The sequence below is a fragment of the Mycoplasma todarodis genome (assembly GCF_004335995.1).
Lineage (GTDB): Bacteria > Bacillota_I > Bacilli_A > Mycoplasmatales > Metamycoplasmataceae > Mycoplasma_K > Mycoplasma_K todarodis.
On the sequence record NZ_PSZP01000040.1, the window covers coordinates 1 to 5,447 of the forward strand.

The window sequence follows — 5,447 nt, forward strand, 5'->3', positions numbered from 1 at the left end:
TGAGTCAATAATTACAATTTCTTCACCATGTTCAATAACGATGGCTGCCTTACCGATTTCTTGCATACCCCCAAGACCGAAAATCTTGGTTTTTATCATATGTATGTCTCCTAATTATTTTTTTGTGTTTTATATGAACGAAACAATTGATTAGATGCTACGTTTACTTTTTTATTATAAAGGAAAATAACGTTATGCAAAATATAAAATAAATTAATAAATTCTAACATTTGGAATAAAAAATAAAAAAAGCGACAATACGCTTTAAATAATAACTTCTTTTTGTTTTTTAACTCATGGTTTCTTCTGGTCAATTCTATCGTAAAATAATCCAGCATTAATGTGATCCATTTCATGTTGGAAAACAATAGCTTCGTAACCTGTTTTTGTAATTTTAACTTCTTTCTTTTGAATGTAAGAGTAACCTTTAATAATAATTTTAAATTGTCTATGTACTAATCCATCTGTGTGTGGTCAACCTTCAGGAACAGATAAACAACCTTCACCACCTTCTAATGCAGCGGGGATATCTCCCTTTGCAATAAATTCAGGATTCATTAAAAATTCTATATAGTTCTCTTGTTTATCACCTAAAGGAATATTTACATAAAACATTCTTTGGTCAACACCGATTTGGTTGGCAGCAATACCAACACCAGCTCTATCTTCGAAACCTGGCAGTTGTGATTTATCTATGTAATCAATCATTCAATCAGCAGCTTCGATAACTTCTTTTGAAAGCGGAAACTCAACTTTTTCTAATCTTTTTCTTAGGATTTTTTTATCCCCTGGTATTTTTGTTATTTTAAAATTCATAAAACCATTATATAACAAGTGTGCTATTATTTTTATATTATGTTAAGAATCATCGCAGGAAAATACGGTGGAAGACAATTGGAACAACCAAGTCTTGACACTACAAGAGCAACAACAGATAGAATTAGAGAAGCCATTTTTTCATCAATTCAGTTCGATATTGAAGGAGCTATAGTTCTGGACCTATTTTCAGGTTCCGGAGCATTCTCTTTTGAATCAGTTTCTAGAGGAGCAATGAAGTCAATTGCTATCGAAAAAGATAGAAAAGCCGCAAGTGTTATTGAACACAATAAACAAACACTTAAAATAACTAATGTTGATATTTTTAAGATGGATGCTTTATCTTATATAAAATCAAAAGCTGGAGCGAAATTTAATTTTATATTTGTGGATCCTCCTTATGAAGATACAGAACTATACAACGAAACTTTAAGTGCTATAAAATCTTCGGATTTATTAGGACAAAATGGCTACATAATCTTAGAAACAGATGACCCTAAAAAGATAGTGATACCTGAAGGGTACATGGTACAAAGAACTAAAAAATATGGAAAAATCTCAGTATTATTTATAAGTAATATATAAAACTTCTGTAAAAACAATAAAAAGACGAAAAAACCACTTTAATCTTTAAGTTAAGTGGTTTTTTTATTTAATGATTTACATATAATGATAATAATTAATGAAATTACCATAATAATATAGTTAAATGCTTTAATAAGTAATGTATAATATTTCTAATTATGAAAAAAGGTAAATTAATCGTTTTCACAGGCCCTTCAGCAGTTGGAAAAGCAACAGTTGAACAACATTTATTTAATAACCCAGAATTAAAGTTAGGTTTCTCAGTTTCTGCAACAACAAGATCACCAAGAGAAGGCGAAATCAACGGGAAACATTACTTCTTCTTAAACAAAGAAGAGTTCGAATCAAAAATTGCATCAAATGATTTCATCGAATGAAATGAACACTTTCAAAACAAATACGGGACATTAAAATCAGAAGTAAACAGAATTCTTGAAGAGGGTAAAAATGCCTTTTTAGAATTAGAACCTTACGGAACAATGAATGTAGTTAATCATTATTCTGATGATCTTTCAGATTTAATTACAATCTTTTTAGCCCCACCTTCAATAGAAGTTCTTGAAGAAAGAATGAGATCAAGAGGAACTGAAACTGAAGAACAAATTCAAGTTAGATTAGCTCGTGCAGAAGAAGAAATTTCTTATGCTCCAAAATTTAATCACGTAGTAACAAACGACGATCCTAAAAGAGCAGCAGATGAAATTGCTGAAATTATTTTAAGGAGAGGTTAATGGTTACATTAGTTAAAACTGACGTCGGTGTAGTTAGAGCGGAAAACCAAGATAGAGCAGCCATCTTTGAAAAAGATGGTATTGTTCTTTCTGTCTTGTGTGATGGTATGGGAGGACACGCTGGAGGTTCCTTTGCTTCTAGTTTAACAATCGAAGCTATTGAAAGAGAATTCTTTAAACACACACCAGTAGATCCAAAAGATTTATTTCCATGATTTAAGAGTTCATTAAAAAGAGCAAAAAAATTAATGGAAAAAGCTTCTAAGAATAATAAAGCATTACTTGATATGGGAACAACGGTGACACTTACCTTGATTTATCCAAATGGAAATGCCTATATTTTTAACATAGGAGATTCAAGAACTTATATTTATAATGGGCTACTGCATCAAGTTACAGTAGATCATAATCTGAGAAATTATTATATAAATGAAGAAGGTCTTTCTCCAGAGAAAGCAGCCAACATATTAGGTGGAGCAGCATTAACATCAGCTCTAGGTCCTAAGAAAACAACAAGGATTGATGCTTTCCAAGTATCAATTGAGCCAGGAACAAAATATATAATACAAACTAGTGATGGTATTCATGATTATCTTACAAAGCCAAACTTCGAACAAATCGTTGGTAAGGGTGAATCGTTAGAACAAATTTGTAACGAATTAATTGAAACAGCAATTAAAGGGAGATCAGGGGATAACCTAACTATCGCAATAGTGAAAGTGGGTAAATAATGGTCGAGAAAATCGATGACAGGTATAAGGTAATTTCAAAAATTGGTCAAGGTGGAATGGCTGAAATTTATCTTGCGGAGGATATGTTTGATCGTAAAAGGGTTGCAATAAAAGTATTGCACCCTGACAAAAAGAATGATGTAGTCGCAACAAAACGTTTTAATTCAGAAATGACTTTAACAAAGACTGTTGACTCTCCATATGTAATTAAAATTTACGATTGAAAATTTAATGATGAAGTTCAATATATTGTAATGGAACATGTTGAAGGTTCCATCTTCAAGGATTACATCGAGAGAAGAACAAAGTTAACGGTGGATGAAACAATTGAGTTTGCTAAACAACTTGCACTTGGTTTTTCCGAAATACACAGAAGAGGAATTATTCATAGAGATATAAAATCTTCTAATATAATGATTTCTGATCATGGAAAAGTTAAAATAATTGACTTTGGTATTGCATTGACTGAGGAATCGGATAGATTAACAAGAGCGGATAGTATTATCGGTTCAGTACAATATTTAGCGCCAGAGATATTAGATCAAGAAAAGCCTACTCGTCAATGAGATGTCTATGCATTAGGGATTTTGATGTTTGAAATGTTAACTGGTGCATGTCCATTTAATGAAAAAGATGCAATTTCAACGGCATTAAAACATAAAACTGCTGCAGTCCCACAAGTTAATAAGATTGTAGATTCAATTCCACAATCCGTTGCCAATATTGTTATAAAAGCAACTGCAAAAGATAAAAATAAAAGATATGGCAATATGACAGAATTTTATAATGATTTAAAAGATTCATTAAGCAATGAAAGAATATACGAACCATTAATTAATCTTGATGGTAAAAAGAAAAAAGACTTTTTCTCAATAATAAATTCCAGATGAACACTTGTTGGTATATTATCAGTTGTGATCATAATTATGTTAGCGGTTATTATTGGTTTAGTATGGGGGTTAAAATAATGCGTGGTCAAGTAATAAGAGTAAATGCAGGTTTCTATGATATTGAAACTGAAGGTAAAGAATACAGAACAAGAGGTAGAGGTAATTTAAGGAACCTTGGGATTAATCCTGTGGTTGGTGATATTGTTTCGTTTGATCCTGATGGATTTTTGAATGAAGTTCACGAAAGAAGGAATTCACTAGTAAGGCCTAAAGTTGCTAATGTTGATCAAGCTATAGTTATAACATCTATGGCAGAACCAAAATATTCTTCATTATTATTAAATAAATTCCTTGCTATTATTGAATTCAATAATATAAAACCTATTATTGTATTTACTAAATGTGATTTAACTGAAGAAACATATTTGGAAGAATATAAAAGTCAAGGTTATGAAGTATTTGAAATTTCCAATCCTAATAAAGATGGTATTGAAAAATTAAAGCCAATTTTTAAAGATAAATTATCAGTTTTTACTGGTCAAACTGGTGCAGGTAAATCAACAACAATAAATTCACTTGCGGACTTAAATATTAAAACTCAAAAAATTTCAAAAGCTCTAGGTAGAGGTAAACATACAACGAGAGTTGTAGAAATCATTGATTGATTTGGAGGTAAGTTAATTGATACTCCAGGTTTCTCTTCATTGGAATTTAATTTAACTAAAATTCAATTAGCGCATTCGTATGCTGATTTTAGAGAATTATCTAAACAATGTAAATTTAGAACTTGTATTCATAATAAAGAAAAAATTTGTGCAGTTAAGGTTGCAATCGAAGAAGGAAAAGTATCGAAAACAAGGTACAATGATTATATAAAACTTTTAGAGGAGGCAGTAGAATGAGAAAAATAGCAGCATCACTACTAAATGTAGAAAATAATGAAAAAGCAAATACAACAAATACATTAATCGAGAATGGGTTAACATGAGTTCACTACGATATTATGGATGGTATTTTTGTTCCTGCAACAGCACTAACACTGGAAGACGTTACTAAAAATGTAGATTTAACAGAAAAACATTTTGTTGATATACACTTAATGGTATCGACAGCGGAGAATTATATTGAAAAATTTAAGGATGTCGCTGATCTTATAACATTTCATCATGAGTCAGAATCATATGAAGTTGGATTAGAAATTGTTAAAAATAATCAAAATAGAGGATTCAAACAAGGGATAGCTTTAAATCCAAAAACAAACATTGAACAAATTTATGATTACATTCCATTTGTAGATGTTGTTCTTGTAATGTCAGTTCAACCAGGAGCTGGAGGACAAAAATTTAATGAAAATGCATTAAATAAAATCTCAAAATTAAGAAAATACATTGATGAAAGAGGATTGGATGTAATTATCGAAGTTGATGGTGGTATTAATAATATTACTGGACCACAAGCTTTCGATGCTGGGGCAGATGTTCTAGTTTCTGGTTCTTATCTATGTTCAGAACCTACTGAAGAAAGATTAAATTCCATAAAAGGTAAATAAAAAATGAGTTAAACTCATTTTTTTTACTCTTTTTTAATTGGAAATAAAAAAAAGAACTAAGCAACAAGTCCTTTTTTCTTAAGAGTTTTAGCTGTTTTAGCTGAAACTTTAATTCTTTTCTTTTGTCCGTTTTCGATGATTGTAA

At 30.5% G+C, this 5,447-nt stretch carries 7 protein-coding genes; 6 read left to right on the forward strand and 1 reads right to left on the reverse strand.

Going from position 1 to position 5,447, the window contains the following annotated elements; translation table 4 throughout:
- Positions 1-264 precede the first annotated feature (264 nt).
- Positions 265-816, reverse strand: coding sequence for a peptide deformylase (gene def, locus C4B25_RS03870; RefSeq protein ID WP_131613738.1), 552 nt, complete (start codon positions 814-816; stop codon positions 265-267).
- Positions 817-855: 39 nt separating this feature from the next.
- On the opposite strand from def, the gene rsmD reads away from it, so the two are divergent.
- The 6 genes from rsmD (at position 856) to C4B25_RS03900 (ending at position 5,302) form a co-directional block, all read left to right on the forward strand.
- A complete protein-coding gene (gene rsmD, locus C4B25_RS03875) occupies positions 856-1,401 on the forward strand; it encodes a 16S rRNA (guanine(966)-N(2))-methyltransferase RsmD (protein ID WP_131613740.1) in 546 nt (181 codons plus the stop codon).
- A gap of 158 nt (positions 1,402-1,559) precedes the next feature.
- Positions 1,560-2,132, forward strand: coding sequence for a guanylate kinase (gmk, locus tag C4B25_RS03880; RefSeq protein ID WP_131613742.1), 573 nt, complete (start codon positions 1,560-1,562; stop codon positions 2,130-2,132).
- A complete protein-coding gene (locus C4B25_RS03885) occupies positions 2,132-2,863 on the forward strand; it encodes a PP2C family protein-serine/threonine phosphatase (protein WP_131613745.1) in 732 nt (243 codons plus the stop codon). The genes gmk and C4B25_RS03885 overlap by 1 nt, the downstream gene beginning before the upstream one ends.
- Entirely contained in the window at positions 2,863-3,831 is a 969-nt protein-coding gene (locus tag C4B25_RS03890) for a protein kinase domain-containing protein (RefSeq protein WP_131613747.1), read from the forward strand. The genes C4B25_RS03885 and C4B25_RS03890 overlap by 1 nt, the downstream gene beginning before the upstream one ends.
- Entirely contained in the window at positions 3,816-4,664 is an 849-nt protein-coding gene (gene rsgA / locus C4B25_RS03895; protein ID WP_246004296.1) for a ribosome small subunit-dependent GTPase A, read from the forward strand. The genes C4B25_RS03890 and rsgA overlap by 16 nt, the downstream gene beginning before the upstream one ends.
- Positions 4,652-5,302, forward strand: coding sequence for a ribulose-phosphate 3-epimerase (locus C4B25_RS03900; protein ID WP_131613749.1), 651 nt, complete (start codon positions 4,652-4,654; stop codon positions 5,300-5,302). Before rsgA ends, C4B25_RS03900 begins: the two co-directional genes overlap by 13 nt.
- Positions 5,303-5,447: the final 145 nt, after the last annotated feature.